Raw genomic sequence first — 16,273 nt, forward strand, 5'->3', positions numbered from 1 at the left:
CGGCGACGACCTAACCGTGACCGTCGTCGCACAGAACAAGGACGGTGCCGTGCTGAAGTTCACCACTCCGTGATGGTTGCGTGCCCGGCACGGGGCTGCGCCCCGAAGGGGCGCGGGGAACTGCGCGACCAGCCACGAGGCACCCGCACCCCGCAAGCGACGGCCAGGGGCACCCCCTCACCGGAACAACGATGCGGGGCACCTACGTTGACACGGCCCACCTGATGCGCACCGCACGTTCGTCCCGTTCCGCCTCCAGGTTGCTCGGCGCCGGGGGGGGGAGAGAGGGTCAGCTGAACGACGGCGACGCGGTGCCGCGAGGCACCTTGCCGACTGCGTGTGGTCAGCCGCCGACGTGGATGCCGGGGCGCTCGTCCGGGTCGGGTTCGTTGCTGCGGATGATCTCGCGCACGACCGGTGCCGTATCCCCGCGGCCGAGCAGGAAGTACCGGAACATGTGACGCAGCGGGCTGCCTTCGGCCCAGGCGAAGTAGCAGTGCGGCTTGACACCGGTGGCATCGCGCAGGGCCAGGAGGATGGCGGCGATGGCGTTCGGCGCGGCGGGGGCCTCGGTGCGCAGAATGCGATAGCCGTCGACTTCGACGCCGTGAATCGCGAGGGTGTCGCTGAAGTCGGACGGGTCGACCACGTCGATCTCGAGGAACAGCACGTCGGCGGGGCCGGGAACGGGGTTGGTTCCGCGCTGCTCCCGCTCCTTGAGGCTGTACTCGGTCCGGTCGCCGGCCTGGCGACGGTTGGCGATGATGTTGATGGAGTTGTCGTAGGCGAGGGTGTCGGTGATGAACCCACGGGCGGCAGGGTCGAAGACGATGCGATCGGCGCGCAGCTCCGTGGTGCGTGAGACGCGGGAGACGAGCGACACGAGAACGATGCCGACGATGAAGAGGCCGGAGATCGCGATGCCGTCGGGCTTGTCCACGATGTTGTAGACCAGGGCGTAGAGCAGGACCACTGTGAGCAGTGCGAAACCGACGGCCGTGACCCTGCGTCGGTGCCGGGCGACCGAGACGGTGACGGCGAAGGCACCGGAGACCATCATGGCGAGGATGCCGGTGGCGTAGGCGCCTGCTTGGGCGTCGACGTCGGCGTCGAAGGCGATCGTGATGCAGACGCACACGGCGGTGTAGACGAGGACGACCGGCCGTACGGCGCGTCCCCACTCCGGTGCCATGCCGTATCCCGGCAGGTACCTGGGGACGATGTTCACCAGTCCCGCCATCGCGGACGCGCCCGCGAACCAGAGGATGAGGATGGTGCTGATGTCGTAGACGGTGCCGAACGCCTCTCCGACCTGTTCGTGGGCCAGCCAGGCCAGGGCCCGGCCGTTGGCCGCGCCGCCGGGCTCGAACTCCTTGTGCGGGATGAGAACGGTGGTCACGAAGCTGGCGGACAGCAGATAGACGCTCATGATGAGCGCGGCGGTGGTCAGCAGCGCGCGGGTGTTGCGGATCCGCGAGCGCAGCCGCTGCTCGGCATCGGCGCCCGCTGCGGATACGAGCGGCATCATGCTGACTCCGGTCTCGAAGCCGGAAAGTCCCAGTACGAGCAGCGGAAACGCCAAGAGAGCCGGGCCCATCAGGTCACCGAAGCCGCCTCCGCCATTGAGCAGCGCGTCCGACCAGTCCGACAGCGCCCCCGGGGTGGTGAAGACATCGACCAGGCCGGCGACGATGACGATCGCGTTCAGGGCCAGGAAGAGCGCGACCAGCGGGATGGCGACGCTGACCGCTTCGCTGAACCCGAGCAGAAAGACGCCTCCGAGCACCAGCAGCAGAGCCACCGTGAGCGCGACCTCGTGGCCGTGCAGGGCATGCGGGAAGAACGGGTTCTCCACGACATGCACGGAGGCGTCCGCCGTGGACAGGGTGATCGTGATGATCCAGGAGGTCGCCACGAAGCCGAGCAGGACCAGCACGAACAGCTTGCCCCACCAGAACGGCAGGAGGTCTTCCAGCATCGCCACCGACCCGGCACCGCGCGGGCTCTCCCGCGCCACGTGCCGGTACATCGGCAACATGCCCAGCAGGGTCAAAGCCACGATCAGCAGCGTCGCCAACGGAGAGACCGCTCCGGCAGCCAGTGCTGCGATGGCCGGAACGTAGGCCAGGCTGGAGAAGTAGTCGACACCCGTCAGGCACATCACCTTCCACCAAGGGTGTGGCTTGACGTGCCCTTCGCCGGCGGCCGGCCCGACCGGCTCCACCTGATGGCGCAGCAACCAGCCGGCCATTCTCCCGGTCGGCTGTGTCCGCAGAGCCGGACTGTCCACCACTTCGGGAACAGCCGCCCCGTCCGCTTCTGCCATTTCCCTTGTCAGCCCTTCTCGCCTGCCGAGTGCACCTGTCGCGGCAGTCACCGTCTGGGGGGAGCCGCCGCGGTCACCGAGTATGCGCTGCGCCGACGGCGCGGTGCGGTAGCGGGTCCCTGCACGCTGCACGAAGAGTGCGGTCGGCAATGACGGGGGCCTCCGCCCACGGCCGGCCAGGAACTCGGGCGGCGGTTACGACGGCAGTGGTCGGTCCGCCTGCCCGGGCTCGCCGGAGACCGGGCAGGCGGATGGGTGGGAGGCGGATGTGTGGGAGGCGGCGGGTGGCGGCTCAGTCCTGGCCGTCCGCCCCCTCCGCGCCGGTCGAGGCGGTGAGGTGCACGATGCGGAGGAAGCCGTTGTCGTCGTGCGGGTGGGGGCTTGTCATGTCGACCCTCACCCGGGTGGTGGCAACGGTGTCGAACGTGATGCGGGTGGGCTCATCGGAGCCATCCGCCCAGACGATGCGGAGATGGTCGACCGGCACGTATTCCTTGCCGTTCCAGTAGCTCACGGTGAGCTTCTTCGGGAGTGCGTGGACCTTGTCCGTGGTGAATGACGCCTGAAGACCGTTGACGCGCCTTCGGTCCGGCCAGCTCAGGGAGACCCAGTCCCGGGGACGGGCCTTGCTGATCGAGTGCAGCAGCCCCGTCGCCGGCATCCGGTAGAAGTTCGACCAGCCGGTGGCCTGGTCGTCGTCGAGCATGGCCGCGGGGACGGTGTCGGGCCCGCCGGAGAAGCTCGCGTCCGCGCTCGGCCGGTCGCCTCGGTCCGTCTCCTTCGCCCCCTTCCGCTCCTTCGTGAGCTCCGTCTGCTGCGTCTTCTGCGTCTTCTGGGGTGCCGCGTCGGGGGCGGGCAGTGCGAGCGCACGGTTGGGGCGACGGCCCTCGCCGGTGGCCTCGATCCTCGTCGATCCGGTCCGCAGCCCGTCCGCGTGTGCGGTGACGGTGACCGGCCCGGAGTCCCCTCCCGCCTGCACGACGGCGAGTGCCTTGCCGTGGAAGGCGGCGCGTGTGGGGGAACGGTAGTTCTCCGCGCTCTCCTGCTGCCCGTTGTCCACGCCTACGAGGCGGCTTCCGCCGCCGGTCACGTGGAAGGTGATGCGGTGGTCCGCGTCCGGCACCAGGACACCTCGCGCGTCGGTGACCTCGGCGGTGACGAAGCACAGCGAGCGGCCGTCGGCTGTGATCCGCGTCCGGTCCGGGGTGAGCCGGACGGCGGCCGGGTCACCGGCCGTGCGCAGCGTGTCCCGGGCCACCTCGGCGCCGTCGCGGCGGGCCACCGCGACGAGCTTGCCCGGCTGGAACGGGACCTGCCACGTCAGGTGCAGCTTGCCTGCGCTGCCGTTCGGGCTGGTGTAACTCCCGGGGTAGGGACCGGAGGTGACTGTCTTGTCGTCGCCGGTCGCCTCGGTCGTCTCCCAGTACTTCCGGCCGTCCTTGGTGGTCTTCCGGTCGAAGGACTTCGCACCCAGCGACCGGCCGTTGAGGAAGAGTTCGACGGTCTCGACGTTGGTGTAGGCCCATACCGTCACCTCCTCCTTGCGCCGGTGGGTCGTCCAGTCCATCGGCACGAGGTGCACCATCGGCTCCTCGCTCCACTGGCTGCGGAAGAGGAAGAACTGGTCCTTGGCGAACCCGGCGGTGTCGACGGCGCCGAAGAACGAGGACTTGACGGGAAAGACATCGCTGTACGGAGTGGGCTCGCCCAGGTAGTCGATGCCCGTCCACAGGAACTGGCCGGCGAAGAATTCCCGGTCGCGGTCCTTCTTGAGGACGTACTCCCCGCTCATGGTCCACGTCTCGAGATTGTTGTCGTAGGAGGAAGCGCCTCGTCTGCCGGGCGTGTAGTTCTCCCCGGTGTTGAGCTGCCTTGGGTTGTCGTACACACCGCGGCTGGAGGTGGCGGAGGAGGACTCGGCCTCGAGGAAGAAGGTGGTGGGGTACTTCGCGTGCAGGGCGTCGACCGAGGCGGCCGTGTTGTAGTTCAGCCCGATTCCGTCGAGCATGCGCAGGATCCGGTCCTCCGGCGAACCGTCCTTGGGCACGGTGCGGTATTTGTCCGAGCCCATCACGACGGGCCGCGTCGCATCGACCGATCTGACAGCCTTGATGAGCCGATCCGCCATGGGAACGCCCGCGGAGCTGGTGCTGTCGGGGATCTCGTTGCCGATGGACCACATCACCACGGCGGGGGAGTTCTTCGCGGCGTGGACCATCTCCTTCACATCGGCGTCGCTGTGCTCGTCGAAGAACCGGCCGTAGTCGTACGGATTCTTGGGGGTGCGCCAGCAGTCGAACGCCTCGACCATCATCACGATGCCGAGTTCCTCGCACATCTCGATAACCTGCGGCGCGGGCGGGTTGTGGGAGGTGCGCAGGGAGTTGACTCCCATCTTGCGCATCTTGGTCAACTGCCTTCTGGCCGCGTCCGGATGGAAGGCGGCGCCGAGGGAGCCCAGGTCATGGTGGAGGTTGACACCGCGCAGCTTCGTCGGGTTGCCGTTCAGCGAGAAGCCGTGGTCGGGGTCGAACGCGAACCAGCGCAGACCGAACCGGGTGGTCGTCTCGTCGACGACCTTGCCGCGAACGGTGATGCGGGTGTCGACGGTGTAGAGGTACGGCTTGTCGAAGGACCACAGGTGAGGAGCGTCGATACGCAGATCGAGTCGCGTGACGCCGGGGCGTTCGCCCAGCGTTGCCGGTGCGCTTGCCTTCGCCACGGTCTTCCCGTCCGCGTCCTTCACGGTCGCCGAGAGCTCTGCTCGCACCGATCCGTGCTTCTGGCTCACCGCACGGGTCTCCACGCGTGCGTCGGCATGGCCGGCCTTGACCGCCTTTTCGAGGTCCGGCGTGGTGACGGTGATGCCGTGGCGGGTGATGTGGACCGGGTCGGTGAGGACGAGGCGCAGGTCGCGATAGATCCCGCTGCCGGAGTACCAGCGGCTGCTGGGCACCTGGTTGCGCACCTTCACCGACAGCGTGTTCGGCGTCTTCCCGTCGGTGTGCACCAGGTCGGTCAGATCCAGCGCGAACCCGGTGTATCCGTAGGGGTGAGCGCCGACGAGCCGGCCGTTGCAGTAGACGTGCGCGTCCATGTAGACGCCGTCGAATTCGACGGACAGCCGCTTTCCTGCGGTCTCGGGCGGCAAGGTGAAGGTCTTGGAGTACCAGCCCAGGCCGCCGGGCAGGTAGCCGCTGCCCGCGGTGGTGTGGTCCCCCTTCTGCGGTGAGAGCTCGATGCTCCAGTCGTGCGGCAGGTCCACATCGCGCCACAGCGATGCTTCGGCGTCCGGCGCGGGGGCATCTTTCCCCGTGGTGTTGACCAGCGCGAACCGCCACCCACGCCGGAAGTCGACCGTCCGTCCCGATGCCGGGACCGTCACGGCCGCAGTCGATCCGCCGGCAGCCGCTGCCGGGGCGTGTCCCGCCACCGGCGCACCCAGTACTCCGCCCAGCACAGCGGCTCCGCCCAGGGCCGCTCGTCGTGAGATCGCCATTCTCGTGGCTCCCGCCCTCGCTGTTGTCGAAACGCCGCGCGGTCGGCGCGGCCCGCAGAACCACGGGAGTTTGTAGGGAGTTGTTGGATTGCGTCAATAGAGCCATCAGATCAGCTCAAGACAGAACTGATATCTTCGGTGACGGCATCCCGGCCGCCTCCTTCGCCGTGGACGACGTACAAGCGGAGTTCAACCGGCTGCGTGAGCTCGGGGTGCAGTTCACCCAGGAGCCGCTGGAGATGGGCACGATCACCACTGCGGTCCTGGACGACACCTGCGGCAACCTGATCCAGATCGTGCACAGCTGATCCGGGCTGCGGCGATACAGACGCCGGCAGCACCCCAGCCGCAGCTACTCCCGCCCTCTCAGATGCTCGACCGCCGTGCGGGCCGTGGCGCCGATGATCGCGTCGGCGCGGGGCAACCGGCGGTCGGCGCGGGCGGCCTGAGTGAAGACGACGGCCGTGTACGCGCGGCCGTCGGCCAGCTCGACGACCCCGGCCTCGTGCCGCATGACGCCGAACGTCCCGGTCTTCCCGTACACCGCCACCTCGTCGTACGGGAAGCCGGACGCGAGCCGGTGCTGCGCGGGCTGGTGTCCCATCGTCCGACGGATGAAGGCGCAGCCGTCGGGGGAGGCGGCCTCGTCCAGCCAGATGGTGCGCAGCAGGTGCGCCATCTCCGCGGGAGTGGTCGCGGTCGCGCAGGCGGGGTCGTAGACACCCGGTGGCACCGCCCGGTCGTTGTCGGCGATCCGCGCGAACGCCGCGTCCACCGTCTCCGCACCGGTCTCCGTTACCAGCCGGGCCAGGGTGCCCGCGGCACCGTCGTTGAGCTGGGTGCGGAAGAGACCGAGGGCCCGGCAGGTGTCGTCGACCGCCGCAGCGCCCACATGGCGGAGCACCGCGTCGGCTGCGGCGTTGTCGGAGATGGTCATCATCATGACGACCAGATCGCGCAGGGACATCGACACCTCGTCCTGCAGCTGTGAGATGCCGGTGGGTCCCGGCAGCCGGTCCTGGGGCGGCAGGGTGATCCGTTGCCGCGGGTCGAGCAGGCCCGCATCGACCTGGCGGCAGTAGGCCACCATCAGCGGCACCTTGTAGACGGAGCCCATCAGCGCGACGTCGTCCGCGTCGATGGTCACCCGCGCTTCGGGCCGGTGCAGTTCGGCCACGTGGAGCCAGCCGCGTACCCCGGCGTCGTCGAACATCTCGCGCAGGGTGCGCTCGATGCCCCTGCCGGGTGCCTCCGCGCTCATCGGGCGCTCTCCCGTGCGGGGGCCAACGCGTCGACGAGTGCTTCGGCCGCCTCTTCCGCCTCCGCGGCGGCCAGCCGCCGGGCGTCCCACACCACCCGCAGCCGCAACGGCAACGCCGGATCGGTGGTCGGCAGCCGGACGACGCCGTCGGCCGTGAGTGTTTCGTCGGCGGTGACGAACACGGCCTGGCCTGCGGCAACCAGGGCCAGCCCGGCGCGCTCGTCCGAGACCACCACGGTCTCCACCCGCTGCCCCCGGCCCGCGAGCGTGTCCAGGAACAGGTCGTGTGCCGCGGGCGCTTCGGCGCGCGGCCGGACGGCGTACGGCAACAGCCGCCCCGCTCGCGCACCGCCCGCGCGCCGGGCGGATTCATGGGTGGTGCTGTGCGGCGCGGTCCGGTCGGCCGCTTCGCCCGGCGAGGACAGCCCGGTCGGCCCGCAGCCTGTGTCGTCCGGTGCCAGCAGCCACGTCGGCAGCAGCGTCACCGGACCTGCGGCCAGCCCGTGGAGCACGGCGGGGTGGCGGACGACGGCCAGGTCGAGACGTCCTGCCGAGACGTCCGTCAGCAGCATGGCCGTCGGCGCTGTCACCACCGAGACCCGGCCGCGGATCCCCGCGCGGACGGGTGCCGCGGCGATGGATGCGCCGAGCCGGGGCGGCAGTTCGGGCGGCAGGCCGAGTCGGAGGCGCTGCCCGTCCGCGTGCTCCCTGGCGCCGGTCTCCCGCAGTTCGGCCAGCGCGATGAGTGCACGGCGGGCGTGCGGGAGCAGCAGTGCGCCCTCCTCGGTGAGGGATACCCCGCGTTCCCGGTCGAACAGCCGCACCCCCAGCAGCGCCTCCAGCCTCCGCAGCGCCTGCGAGAGGGGTGGCTGGGTGATGCCCACGCGCTGCGCGGCGTCGCCGAAGTGCCCTTCCTCCGCGAGCGCGACGAAGATTTCCAGGTGCCGCTCCGTCAGCATGCGTCCCCCATGATCTGCGGTGATACGCCGAACGAATCGGCGCGCGGTCGAGAGCATATTCGACACGGGGTGACTGCTGAGGTTTGACTCCTTTCCCCCAGGCCCGGGCCATGAGCAGCAGTTGAAACCCGCACGAGGCGAAGGAGTACCGCCATGCCCTCTCAACAGCCCGCAGCCGCCCAGCGCCGTCCGAGCCGTCGCAGGGTGCTGCGGACCAGCGTGGCCGCCGGGGCCGTCGGTGTGACGGGGGCGTCCACCATCGTTTCAGCGGCAGCGCCCGCAGCCCGCACAGCGCGGGACAGCGGTCGCCGGGGGAGCAGTGGTGTCCGGCTGCGCTGGCTCGGCATCGCGGGCTGGGAGCTGACCTTCGACGGGCACCGGCTGCTGATCGACCCGTATCTCACCCGGCAGCGCTACACGGGCCCCGACGGCAAGGCCGACCTGACGAGGAAGCTGGAGGTGAACCACCGGATCATCGACCGGGTGCTCGGTGAACACCTCGCAGGGGCACCCGAGTTCGTGCTGCTGACCCACGGTCACTGGGACCATCTCGCCGATGTGCCGCATCTCCTGGACCACCCGGCCTGGCGGGACAAGGAGATCAACGTCCTCGGCACCGAGACGCATCTGCACTTGCTGACCGCCATGGGCGTCCCCGGCAAGGGGCGCAAGCACCGCCCGGTCCTGGTGTCCGGGGGAGAGGTGCTGCGCTATCCCCTCCAGCCGTCCGGCAAGCGGTCACGCGCCGACTACACCGTCGAGGTGGTCCGCAGCCTGCACAGCCAGCTCGGAGGCTACGGCTTCGATCCGTACGGCACCCTGACCGCACCCCCTTCCCGGCCCCGGACGCTGGGCGATCTGGTGGAGGGCGGAACGCTGGGCTACCAGGTGACGGTGGGCGACCGGCTGAGCGTCATGTTCCTGAGCGGTACGGCCAACTTCGCGGCCCGCGAGGTCTCCGGCGCCACGCCGGACGTCCTGGTGCTGGGCTCCAGCGGGCACGCCGCCGTGCACGACTACTTCGAGCGCGCCGTCAGCGCCCTCGGCCGGCCCCGTGTCGTCGTCCCGAGCCACCACGACGACATGGTCACGGCACTGGACGATCCCGCGGTGCACGACACCGTGAACCGCCGTGTGGTCGACCAGCTCCAGCAGGTGGTCGGGAGCGACGGCCGCGTCGTCGACCCCCGCCACTTGGAGCAGTTCGAACTCTGAGCGCGGGATGCCCACCGGATCCGAGATCCTCCAGCAACTCCCGGAAAGCCCCGGCCTGGAGGCGGACGGCTCCTCCCCGGTCGCCGTCGCGGTCTTCGTCGATCCCGAGGACATGGACATCTCCCGCTCGGCGATCGCGGGTGGCCGTCTCGGCGCTCCTGTCGCCAAGTCCGTCATCCAGGCCGTACTGGACCGCTGACCAGTACGCCTCACCACTGTGCCGGGACAGCATCCCGGTAGCACCCGGCCCTGGGCCGAGAAAGGACGAACAGTGACGCGCGAATCCACGGCCGCGCAGCCACCGGAGCAGAGCTCGGACGGTCCCGCGACCGACGACGGAACTCAGGGGCCGGAGGAGGAGCACACAGCGGGGGAGCCGGAGGCCGCCGAGGAGCCGGATGACATGGGGGTGTCGGAGGTTGCCGATGCTCCTGGGTCGGAGCCGGATGACGTAGGGGAGCCGGAGGCCGCCGAGGCTCCGGAGTCGGAACTGGACGGCGCCGGGGAGCCGGAGGCCGCCGAGGCTCCGGAGTCGGAACTGGACGGCGCCGGGGAGCCGGAGGCCGCCGATCCCGAGAAGCCGGAACTGCCCGGTGGCCAGGGGCTGGAGGGGGAGACGGAGCAGAAGCCGGCGGAGGGCAACGCTGCCCCCGCAGCCGTGCGGGAAGCGGCGGCTCCGAGCCTTGCGAGGTCCCGCAGGGTGAAGGCAGGGGTGGCGGTGGTGCTCGCGTTGTGCCTGGTCCTGGCGGTGGTCCAGACGGTGCGGCCGCTGCCCGCCCCGATGCTGCGGCTGGATGCGGCGCACACCTCCTACACCCTGCCGGGACACTTCACGGTGCCGTGGCCGCGGGAGGGCCAGGCTGCCGTCACACTGCCGGGTACGGGAACAGTCGGCACCTACGGCGCGCAGAAGCCCGTGCCGACCGCGAGCGTCGCCAAGGTGATGACGGCCTACGTCCTCCTTCGCGAACGTCCGCTGGCGAAGGGCGAGAAGGGGCCGATGATCGAGGTCGATGCCAAGGCCGTGCAGGAGGGCAGGTCCAAGCACGAGTCGCGTATCGAAGGGCTGGAGGTAGGCCAGAAGTTCAGCCAGCAGGACATGCTGAAGATGTTGATGATCCCCTCGGGCAACAACATCGCCCGCCTGCTGGCCCGCTGGGTCACCGACAGCCGCACCGAGGCCGCTTTCGTACGGAAGATGAACGACGCCGCCCGGAAGCTGGGCATGAAGGACACCACCTACACCGATCCCAGCGGCCTGGACGCCAAGACCGTGAGCACCGCCGTCGACCAGCTGAAGCTCGCGGAGGCTGTCATGAGGTTCGGCGCGTTCCGCGCGGCTGTCGCATTGCCCAGTGCTCACGTGGACGGTCTGGACGAGCCGTTGATCAACAACATGGACAGGCTGCTGATGTCCGACCTGAGTATCAGGGGCATCAAGACCGGGTCCAACACACCGGCCGGCGGCACGCTGGTGTGGGCCGCCTACAAGTCCGTCGACGGCAAGACCCCACTGATCCTCGGCACAATGCTGGACCAGCACGCTGACGGCCCCGACCCGAACGGGGCCAACAGTCTCACCCTGGTCAAGAACAACAGCAAGAAGATCGTGCAGGCGGTCCGGGCAGCGCTCACTTCCGCCACGGTCGTCCGCAAAGGCCTGGTGGTCGGTCATCTCGACGACGGACTCGGCGGGCACACCCCGCTGGTCGCCGCCGGGGACTTCACCGCCGTCGGGGTGCCGGGCCAGAAGGTGGACCTGCGGATCACCCCGGTCAGCACCCCGCTCCCGCACTCCGCGAAAGCCGGCACCAAGGTCGGATTCCTGACCGCGGGCAGCGGCCGGGGCGGGGAGAAGGTGCCGGTCACCCTGCGGAACGATCTGTCGAGCCCGTCCCTCGGAGCGAAGCTGGCCCGGTGGGACTAGAGCGGTGTGACCGCCGCGCGCCAGCTCAACCACCGGACCGAGCAGTGCCGCCGGCCGTACGGCGACGACCGGTATCGAGCTCTCGTCACAGGCGCCGACCGCGCGGGCCACGGACCGCGGGAGCTCGCCTGAGAATTTCTGACAACTTCCGAGTCAGTCGAGTCAAGAGGAGAACGCCATGACGCATCTGCCCCGCCACGAGCGACCCGCCGGCCATCTCTCCAGGCGTCGCTTCGGCCGGCTCGCCGCCCTCGCCCTCGCGGCCGGAGCCGGCTCGCTCCCCTTCGCCTCGGCGACGGCCGCCACGGCGGACGGGCAGGCCTACTACGACCGTGCCCGTCGGCTGGCCGGCAACGACCCGGTGCTGCTCACCCTCGTGAAGGCGCTGACCCCCGGTACCCAGGTTCCTCGGCCACCCGCGCCGGAGCCGCTGAAGATCTTCGACAACCTTGCCATGCTGAGCGCGGGCTGGGTCTCCGCCATGGCCGTACTGACCGACGACGGGATCGTGCTGATCGACGCGTTGACGTCCTCTCAGGAGGCCGAAAGCACCCTCGTCCCGGGGCTGCGCACCTTGGGAGCCGATCCGGAGACGATCAAGTACATCGTCATCACGCACGGCCACGACGACCACTACGGCGGTGCCCAGTACCTTGCCGACCGCTACGGATCACGCGTGCTGATGTCACCGGCCGACTGGGACCTCGTCGCCCGCACCGACCCGGACCACGCCCCCGCCCGGGACCTGGACATCGTGGACGGGCAACAGCTCACGCTCGGCGGCACGAGGGTTCGGTTTCACCACACCCCGGGCCACACCCCCGGCACCGTCTCCCCGATCTTCCCCGTACAGGTGGGCCGAGAGCGCCATACGGCCATGCTGTGGGGCGGCTTGAACCCGCCCTCCGCGCCCGCCCAGTTGCGCACCTACCTGAACTCCATCCAGTCCTTCCGGGATCGGATGCGGCAGGCGAACGTGGACGTGGAGTTGTCCAACCATCCCAACGACTACGGCCTCGAACGCGCCGAGCAGCTACGGAACAACCCCGACGGACCGAACCCCTTCGTGCTCGGCCGGCCTCGGGCACAGCGGTATATGAAGGTGATGGACCTGATGCTGAACGGCAGGCTCGCCGACGCCGAGGCAACCACCACAGCCGACAGCACACTTCATGCGCCGGATGCCGCAGAACATACCGGCTGCTGAGGCTCCCTCCGGGCCCGGACACCCCACCGGGCCCCCGGCCGGCCACGAACACGATGGCGCGGCGCCCTGGGCCCCGGAGGTACCTCGTCGTAGTGCCGTTCTTCATGTGGTCGGCCGGCCGATCACGCGTCTGAGGGCGTGTATCGAAGGTGCGCTGGCCCAGTCCTCGTCGAGGGTTGTGACAGCGCTTCACGGCTGACGTTGGTTGTTCTGGGATCGCAGCCCGTGCAGCAACCGGTCCAACGCCCGCTCCGTTTGCGTCAGCGCCTGCGGGCTCGCTGACCGGGCCAGCCACAGTGCGGCCTCGTTCATCGCGCCTGACAGCAAGCGTGCCAGTGGCTCCACCGGCTGGTCGGCGATGACTCCGGTCCTCACAAGGGTCTCGAGCGCCTCGGTCAAGTGCCGGGCGGAGGAATCCTCGTCCATGGCCCGCCATTCGTCCCAACCGAGCACAGCCGGCGCCTCGATCAGCACGATCCGGCGCACCATCGGATCGCACCCGGCGGCGAGGAAGGTCCGGCAGCCGGCGCGCAGTTGCTCCCATGGATCGTCGTACTGCTCGGCGGCGTCCGCGACCCGTTCGCCGAGTTCCCGCTGCACCTCGGCGACCACGGCGCGGAACAGCCCCGCCTTGCTCTCGAAATGGTGATAGGCCGCCCCCTTGGTGACCCCTACCGCCTGCGCCACCTCGGCGAGCACCACATCGTGATAGCCGTCAGCGGCGAACCGCCGACGCCCCTCGGCCAGCAGCGCCCGCCGTGTCGCCGCCCGCTGCTCGGCCCTGGTGACAGCCATCCGTTGCCCTCCCTCCGCATTCGCATACCCGGGGTATGCTAACGTCTCATTTCACATACCCGGGGTATGTGAAATGGGCGTACGGACAGCTATGGACGTACAGACAGTTGGAGACATGACATGCAGGTCAAGCTCGGCAGCTTCTACCCGGTCATCGCTACCCGCGATGTCGCCGCATCGCGCGACTTCTACGCCCGCTACTTCGGGTTCGAGGTGACCTTCGAGGCCGACTGGTACGTGAGCCTCCACCGCCCGGACGCCCCGCAATACGAACTCGCCTTGCTCGACCACTCCCATCCGACCCTCCCCAAGGGGCACCGCGCCCCCCTCCAAGGCGGCCTCCTGCTCAACTTCGAGGTCGACGACGTCGACGCCGAACACCACAGGCTGGTCGGACAAGCGGGCCTGCCTGAACTCCTCCCCTTGCGCACAGAGGAGTTCGGCCAGCGCCACTTCATCGTCGCAGCGCCGGACGGCGTCCTGATCGACGTCATCACCGTTGTCCCGGCAACCGGGGAATACGCCGAGCAGTACGCCCCAGGCCACACCCCGCACATCTAGCTAGAACTCCACCGTCGCCGCCACCGCCGCCCGGAGCTCCGGCCCGCCCTCGACGCGGAACCCGAACGGCATCCTCGCCCGGGTCGAGGTCGTCGGGCGGATCGAACGCGCGGGTCGTCTGACGGACCGCGCCGATCCGGTCGACGCGGTACGTGCGGATCGCGTCCGCGCGATGCGAGCGGCACAGGAGATACCAGCGCCCGTGGCGGACGACCACCGCCCAGGGGTCCACCTCTCCCTCCGACTCCTTCCCCGACTCGCTCCGATACGCCACCCGCACGCTCCGTCGGACCGCGGATGCCGCGACCGGTGCGCCGGTGGTGGCCGGATCAGGCCGAGCCGAGTACGGGTCGGGCGCAGCCGACGCATGGTCGCGCAGCGTCGCCGCCTGCCGGCCGACGTTCTCCGGCAGCGCCCGGACGACCTTGCTCAGCGCATTTCCCACGAGCTCGTCGGCGTCGGCGTACACGAGATCTGCGACGCCTGCGTGACCGACCACGCCAACCGGAGGAATTGCTGTGACAGCTGCGCGACAGCCGGGCACCATGAACCTCATGAAGACACCGAGCACCGACTGGATCACCGTCGCGGCTTACGAGAACCTGCCGGGTTGCCTCCGGCCGATGGCGGCCCGTGCGCGCTTGACTGCGCGACCGCGGCATCGACTGGATGCCCTTCGGTCCGGACGACATCTGCTGGAGCCTTGTCTGCGGAGCCGGTCCTGACGGCCACTGGCACGGCTGGATCGACGTCCGCGTGCACCCGGACGCTCTACGACATCTCGGTCTGCATCCCGACCAGCCAACCTCCAAGATCACCAGCCCTTCGCCCCCTGGCTGGTGGCATGCCGCCGCCGAACGCAACGCTCTCTGGCGCCGCAAACGTTGGTCGCCGTAAGCGGTGCACCCGGCAAAACCATGGCGAATCAGGGTCGTTGCGGAGCCGACTCCTGGCCCGCTTGAAGAACAGCCGCCACGTGTAGTGGCGACGGCGCTGCTCGGCGGACTGCCCGTGAGGGGCAGCGGTCAACAGAGCGATGCGCGCCCTCTCGGTACGAGCTGTCAGCTGTCGGGGGAGGGCCTTCGGGTCCGCGTCCGGCCTGTCCGCCTCGCTCATGTACTGCCGGAACTCCTGCAGGCGGGGGTGAGCGCGGAGATCTTCGACCGACTCGTGATAGGCGAACTGCGGTCCGAGATGGTCGATCGTCCGCATGGCGATCACCTCCTCGGCCGCCTGGACAGGGCGTCTCTCGCCGGATCACCGTGGCAAGCACGCACGGGATCGGTTGGTGAGCTCGGTGGGGTGCCGGCTCACCGAACGCCGGGCCGGGTCCCCTCTGTTCGCCTGTCATAGCTGGAATCCGGCACTTTCTCTGCCGAGTTCAGGAGGGCTGCCGCAGCCATGTGTCGAGAGCCGCAAAGTCAGCATCGGTCAGACCATGGCGGGGATCAACACGGTGCAGCAAGGCGGGTCCCGGGTGGTGGGCGGCGACCCAGGCCCGATCAGTGCCGGTGAGCTCGTCGTCGATCCAGGCGAATGCGCGGCCTGCTGCCCATTCGACGATGGTGCGGGTCTTCCAGTTCAGTCCGTTGCGCTCGTCCTGGTCATCGATGTCGGACGGTTCTGGCCAGTTCACCACCGCCAGCGGCGGCAGACCAAGGCGCGGGGCGATGCAGTCGTTCGCGTCAGCCATCCATGTCGTGGCCCAGACCAACTCGCACGGGAGGGCCGCCAGCCGGCGCCCGTGCTCGGGATCGATCCTGTTCAGAAGCGGATTTGCAGCGGTGTCAAACGGGTCGGCAACTGTCGCACTGGTCGGATACTGCTGAGGCTCCAGGCCGAACGGGATGAGTGGTCCGTCGACATCGAGAAACAGCAGCGGACGCTGCACAGAACCAGTCACGCCAGCACGATAGCGACGCATCCCCGGCGCACGGTGGGCAGGGAGGGCGTATCGAACCATACGCATGTACTGGTGCGCGGGGCACGGTGGCTGTTTCCCGAACCGGTGGCCTTTCTTCCTGAACCGGTGGATGAGCACGCCCGACGGTCAGGGGGTGAGGGGTTCGAGCACCCGGTTGTGGGTGTGCTGGTAGATCACCGAGCTGCGGAATCCGACGACTTCGCGGCGCTCGGTGAACTTGTCCATCAGGAAGCCGTGGAGGTAGTCCACGCTGGGCACGGAGACGTGCACGATCATGTCGTCGCCGCCGGTGACGACGTAGACCGTGTTGACCTCGGGCAGGCCGGCGGCGTACGCCTTGAAGGTTTCGATGACTGCCCGATTCAGGGGCCGTACCTGGAAATGGATGAGCGCCTGTACGTGGCGGTTCAGGGCCGCCGGGTCGACTGCAGCGTGGTAACCGGTGATGACCCCGCGGGCGCGCAGCGCGCGGGTGCGCTCCAGGCAGGTCGACGGGGCGATGCCGAGGGCGCGGGCGAGGTCGCGATTGGTCTGCCGCGCATCGCGCTGCAGATGCCGAACGATCGCCGAATCAAGTTCGTCCATGCGACGAGTATGCA

The 16,273-nt window shown here is 69.3% G+C and carries 13 protein-coding genes and 2 pseudogenes; 7 read left to right on the forward strand and 8 right to left on the reverse strand.

The genetic code is table 11. The features are described 5' to 3' along the window. Nucleotides 1–343: 343 nt before the first annotated feature. Nucleotides 344–2,326: an amino acid transporter gene (locus ACTWQF_RS08160; RefSeq protein WP_443278512.1), complete on the reverse strand. Its 1,983-nt coding sequence runs from the start codon at nt 2,324–2,326 to the stop codon at nt 344–346. A 292-nt stretch (nt 2,327–2,618) separates the two neighbouring features. Further along, on the reverse strand, nt 2,619–5,825 hold the full coding sequence (locus ACTWQF_RS08165) for a glycoside hydrolase family 2 TIM barrel-domain containing protein (protein WP_443278513.1): 3,207 nt from the start codon (nt 5,823–5,825) through the stop codon (nt 2,619–2,621). Between the two features lie 122 nt (nt 5,826–5,947). Between ACTWQF_RS08165 and ACTWQF_RS08170 the strand changes: the two are divergent. Further along, nucleotides 5,948–6,133 (forward strand): annotated as a pseudogene (locus ACTWQF_RS08170) (VOC family protein); the annotation flags it as partial. 44 nt (nt 6,134–6,177) lie between these two features. Here ACTWQF_RS08170 and ACTWQF_RS08175 read toward each other — a convergent pair. Both ACTWQF_RS08175 and ACTWQF_RS08180 read right to left on the reverse strand, forming a co-directional pair. Beyond that, a complete protein-coding gene (locus tag ACTWQF_RS08175) occupies nt 6,178–7,086 on the reverse strand; it encodes a serine hydrolase (protein ID WP_443278514.1) in 909 nt (302 codons plus the stop codon). After that, nucleotides 7,083–8,045, reverse strand: a complete 963-nt coding sequence (locus tag ACTWQF_RS08180; protein WP_443278515.1) for a LysR family transcriptional regulator — start codon at nt 8,043–8,045, stop codon at nt 7,083–7,085. The genes ACTWQF_RS08175 and ACTWQF_RS08180 overlap by 4 nt, the downstream gene beginning before the upstream one ends. A 153-nt stretch (nt 8,046–8,198) precedes the next feature. On the opposite strand from ACTWQF_RS08180, the gene ACTWQF_RS08185 reads away from it, so the two are divergent. From ACTWQF_RS08185 to ACTWQF_RS08200, 4 genes are all read left to right on the forward strand, one after another. Continuing rightward, on the forward strand, nt 8,199–9,260 hold the full coding sequence (locus tag ACTWQF_RS08185; RefSeq protein WP_443278516.1) for an MBL fold metallo-hydrolase: 1,062 nt from the start codon (nt 8,199–8,201) through the stop codon (nt 9,258–9,260). A 7-nt stretch (nt 9,261–9,267) separates the two neighbouring features. After that, nucleotides 9,268–9,459, forward strand: a complete 192-nt coding sequence (locus tag ACTWQF_RS08190; RefSeq protein ID WP_443278966.1) for a hypothetical protein — start codon at nt 9,268–9,270, stop codon at nt 9,457–9,459. A 72-nt stretch (nt 9,460–9,531) separates the two neighbouring features. After that, entirely contained in the window at nt 9,532–11,187 is a 1,656-nt protein-coding gene (locus ACTWQF_RS08195; protein ID WP_443278517.1) for a serine hydrolase, read from the forward strand. A gap of 178 nt (nt 11,188–11,365) precedes the next feature. Next, the gene (locus tag ACTWQF_RS08200; RefSeq protein ID WP_443278518.1) at nt 11,366–12,394 is read left to right on the forward strand and encodes an MBL fold metallo-hydrolase; all 1,029 of its coding nucleotides are present in this window, start codon (nt 11,366–11,368) and stop codon (nt 12,392–12,394) included. A 189-nt stretch (nt 12,395–12,583) separates the two neighbouring features. Here ACTWQF_RS08200 and ACTWQF_RS08205 read toward each other — a convergent pair whose 3' ends face one another. Beyond that, the gene (locus ACTWQF_RS08205) at nt 12,584–13,189 is read right to left on the reverse strand and encodes a TetR/AcrR family transcriptional regulator (protein ID WP_443278519.1); all 606 of its coding nucleotides are present in this window, start codon (nt 13,187–13,189) and stop codon (nt 12,584–12,586) included. Between the two features lie 120 nt (nt 13,190–13,309). Between ACTWQF_RS08205 and ACTWQF_RS08210 the strand changes: the two genes are divergently transcribed. Continuing rightward, nucleotides 13,310–13,750, forward strand: coding sequence for a VOC family protein (locus ACTWQF_RS08210; protein WP_443278520.1), 441 nt, complete (start codon nt 13,310–13,312; stop codon nt 13,748–13,750). On the opposite strand, the pseudogene ACTWQF_RS08215 reads toward ACTWQF_RS08210, so the two are convergent. Beyond that, nucleotides 13,751–14,264: pseudogene (locus ACTWQF_RS08215) on the reverse strand (helix-turn-helix transcriptional regulator); the annotation flags it as partial. 155 nt (nt 14,265–14,419) lie between these two features. Here ACTWQF_RS08215 and ACTWQF_RS08220 point away from each other — a divergent pair. Then, nucleotides 14,420–14,647 (forward strand): hypothetical protein, encoded by a 228-nt coding sequence (locus ACTWQF_RS08220; RefSeq protein ID WP_443278521.1) that lies wholly within the window; start codon nt 14,420–14,422, stop codon nt 14,645–14,647. 484 nt (nt 14,648–15,131) lie between these two features. Here ACTWQF_RS08220 and ACTWQF_RS08225 read toward each other — a convergent pair whose 3' ends face one another. Together ACTWQF_RS08225 and ACTWQF_RS08230 are read right to left on the reverse strand one after the other, a co-directional pair. Continuing rightward, nucleotides 15,132–15,653, reverse strand: a complete 522-nt coding sequence (locus ACTWQF_RS08225) for an HAD domain-containing protein (RefSeq protein WP_443278522.1) — start codon at nt 15,651–15,653, stop codon at nt 15,132–15,134. Between the two features lie 147 nt (nt 15,654–15,800). Beyond that, nucleotides 15,801–16,259 (reverse strand): Lrp/AsnC family transcriptional regulator, encoded by a 459-nt coding sequence (locus tag ACTWQF_RS08230; protein ID WP_443248374.1) that lies wholly within the window; start codon nt 16,257–16,259, stop codon nt 15,801–15,803. Nucleotides 16,260–16,273: the final 14 nt, after the last annotated feature.

It is taken from the genome of Streptomyces sp. 8N114, from assembly GCF_052245835.1.
In the GTDB taxonomy this organism is placed as follows: domain Bacteria; phylum Actinomycetota; class Actinomycetes; order Streptomycetales; family Streptomycetaceae; genus Streptomyces.

Bases quoted from the DNA above. Each gene is read 5' to 3' on its own strand.
- ACTWQF_RS08160 (WP_443278512.1), bottom strand. From the start codon at position 2,326: ATGGCAGAAGCGGACGGGGCGGCTGTTCCCGAAGTGGTGGACAGTCCG.
- ACTWQF_RS08165 (WP_443278513.1), bottom strand. From the start codon at position 5,825: ATGGCGATCTCACGACGAGCGGCCCTGGGCGGAGCCGCTGTGCTGGGC.
- ACTWQF_RS08175 (WP_443278514.1), bottom strand. From the start codon at position 7,086: ATGAGCGCGGAGGCACCCGGCAGGGGCATCGAGCGCACCCTGCGCGAG.
- ACTWQF_RS08180 (WP_443278515.1), bottom strand. From the start codon at position 8,045: ATGCTGACGGAGCGGCACCTGGAAATCTTCGTCGCGCTCGCGGAGGAA.
- ACTWQF_RS08185 (WP_443278516.1), top strand. From the start codon at position 8,199: ATGCCCTCTCAACAGCCCGCAGCCGCCCAGCGCCGTCCGAGCCGTCGC.
- ACTWQF_RS08190 (WP_443278966.1), top strand. From the start codon at position 9,268: ATGCCCACCGGATCCGAGATCCTCCAGCAACTCCCGGAAAGCCCCGGC.
- ACTWQF_RS08200 (WP_443278518.1), top strand. From the start codon at position 11,366: ATGACGCATCTGCCCCGCCACGAGCGACCCGCCGGCCATCTCTCCAGG.
- ACTWQF_RS08205 (WP_443278519.1), bottom strand. From the start codon at position 13,189: ATGGCTGTCACCAGGGCCGAGCAGCGGGCGGCGACACGGCGGGCGCTG.
- ACTWQF_RS08210 (WP_443278520.1), top strand. From the start codon at position 13,310: ATGCAGGTCAAGCTCGGCAGCTTCTACCCGGTCATCGCTACCCGCGAT.
- ACTWQF_RS08220 (WP_443278521.1), top strand. From the start codon at position 14,420: ATGCCCTTCGGTCCGGACGACATCTGCTGGAGCCTTGTCTGCGGAGCC.
- ACTWQF_RS08230 (WP_443248374.1), bottom strand. From the start codon at position 16,259: ATGGACGAACTTGATTCGGCGATCGTTCGGCATCTGCAGCGCGATGCG.